The 2,182-nt window shown below is 53.1% G+C and carries 1 pseudogene; it reads left to right on the top strand.

Annotated features, from left to right (window positions below):
* Positions 1–135: 135 nt before the first annotated feature.
* Positions 136–737: pseudogene (locus tag HK28_RS12695) on the top strand (IS5 family transposase); the annotation flags it as partial.
* Positions 738–2,182 lie beyond the last annotated feature (1,445 nt).

The following is a 2,182-nucleotide window of genomic DNA, read 5'->3' as shown; positions in this document are numbered from 1 at the left end:
GCCTTTGCTCCCGTCGGAATACGCCAGAGCCTTTTCCAGATCAGGGCGTTCGCTCAATGGATTAGCGCGGTCGCTCTCCACACCTAAAAAATCCCTCAACCGCCTTCAAATACCCCTCGCTAGTTACCGTGACAGCGCCGGTTGCGGGATTGGCAGACTGCTGGAGTTTGGGACAAGCTTCATCGGGCATTACTGACCCGCCTGCATCAGGCGGATCGACTGGACTGGAGCCGAGCCTGTATGGACAGCGCGTCCATTGCGGCAAAAAGGGGGGTGAAACGTCCGGCCCGAACCCCACGGATCGCGGCAGACCCGGCACGAAGCGCCACATCGTCACTGATCGACAGGGTATTTCGCTGACCGTCCTGCTGTCCGGGGCGAATGTCAATGACAGCAGGATGCTGGAGTCTCTGCTGGATGCTCTGCCTCCCATTCAGGGGAAGACCGGGAGGCCACGTCGGCGTCCTCAAAAGCTTCACGCTGACAAAGACTATGACTACAGACGTTGCCGTCTCGCATGTTCCCGCCGTGGGATCAGGCACCGTATTGCGAGAAAAGGCATCGAAACCAGCTCACATCTCGGAAAGCATCGCTAGGTCGTCGAGCGCACATTTGCCTCGATCTCACGTTTCAGACGCCTCACCCTCCGCTACGAACGAAGGGACAACATCCAGCTCGCATTCACCACGATCGCATGCTCACTCATATGCTTCCGGGCACTCAAGACATGGTTTTGAAAGGCGTTCTAAAAATGCAACTGTATTGGCGGGAATTTTGAAACGTGAGATTCGCATGAATTGCGAACACTGGCAGCAGCCCATCCTGCGTTTCGCCCTGACGGAGGCTGATGGGTTTCCTCTGAAGTAGGTCAGCCGTGGTGAGGCTACACCAGCACGGGGCGATTGGTTCAGCGGTGTGGACCGGAGAGACGCCCTAATGCCGAGACCGCGTGATGCTTGCAGGACGCCCAGAGTTCACAGCCTTCCACAACTCGCGGCTGTTCACCGAAAGAGCGGCTATAATCTTGCTGATCAAATTTATGTGGCGCGCATTCTCTGTAGGGTCCGCGTCGCCCAGACGCAATTGCAGGTCGGCCACCTGTCTTTCGAGAACGGCAATGCGGCTCAAAATCTCATTGGACATATTTTATTTTTTACTTCCGCGGCGCGCAGGAACTTGTCGCCTAAGCTGCGGGAAGATAGCAGCCCGCTATACTTCAGTGTACGGTTAATGTCTCAATATCAAGATATTTCTGCGACAAACATTCTGGTCGGACGACACCGGTGAGCCTGTGACAGATGAAGCTTGTTGTGGTGCCGTCCGTGCGACGCTAACGCGGCGAGGATGCTGGTGGTTCGTTAAGGCTGTGGTCTGCCCGATAGAAAGCCACCCTCGCTTTCCCATCGCTCTTGATCTCTGGCCATCAGGGCGCGTGCCCTGGCGTCGTCTGCTGCCCGCCGCATAGCTCGTTCGGCCCTGAGTTGCGGGAGCACTGGCTCGGCGGGCATAGACATGATCGACCGATCCGAAAAGTACCTGCCGAAGTGTTGTTGTGGTCTGATGTGGGAGCTTGTATTGCCGTTCCCATAGATTGGCTTGCGCATTGCCGCTTCCTGTCTTTGTGTTGTTTTTGTTTTTAAAAATCGGAAATTTCCGATCATATAAGCTGAATAGAGGACAATAAATTTCAATGGAGTAATTTGGTTTCCGGAGGTTTTGAGTCCGATTCCCACCCCTTTTGTCCGATATTATGTCGCGTTTCTAATATCTGATTCTTGGTGCGTTTCCGCGATCTATAATTCATGAAGTAGAAACCTACCCGGCCAAATGGGAAACCTAAGATAGCAAGCCGAGTATATAGCGGTAATGGATTTTTGTTTCGTTCCGTGAGTTTCGGCCGCATGATGTGCCTCCTTTTTAGGATAAATATCTATGCGCCTTTAAAAATAATTAAACAATTATTTTCACATTACCATTTGCGTATGATTCTATCTACCTGACCGTGTATCAAAAATGGTGGATGCGCTCCTGTCACCCGTAGAAGAGCGTAGCCCCATAGGTCCACCGCTAAGATAGAAGAGCGCGAGGCCACCCGCGAGGAACAGGCATAAATAAACCATCGGCGCTGTCACGGTAACTGGCGTGGGGTATTTGAAGGCGGTTGAGGGTTTTTTTAGGTGTG

It is taken from the genome of Acetobacter sp. DsW_063, from assembly GCF_002153745.1.
Classification (GTDB): domain Bacteria; phylum Pseudomonadota; class Alphaproteobacteria; order Acetobacterales; family Acetobacteraceae; genus Acetobacter.
This window is presented reverse-complemented; position numbering and strand designations above follow the sequence as displayed.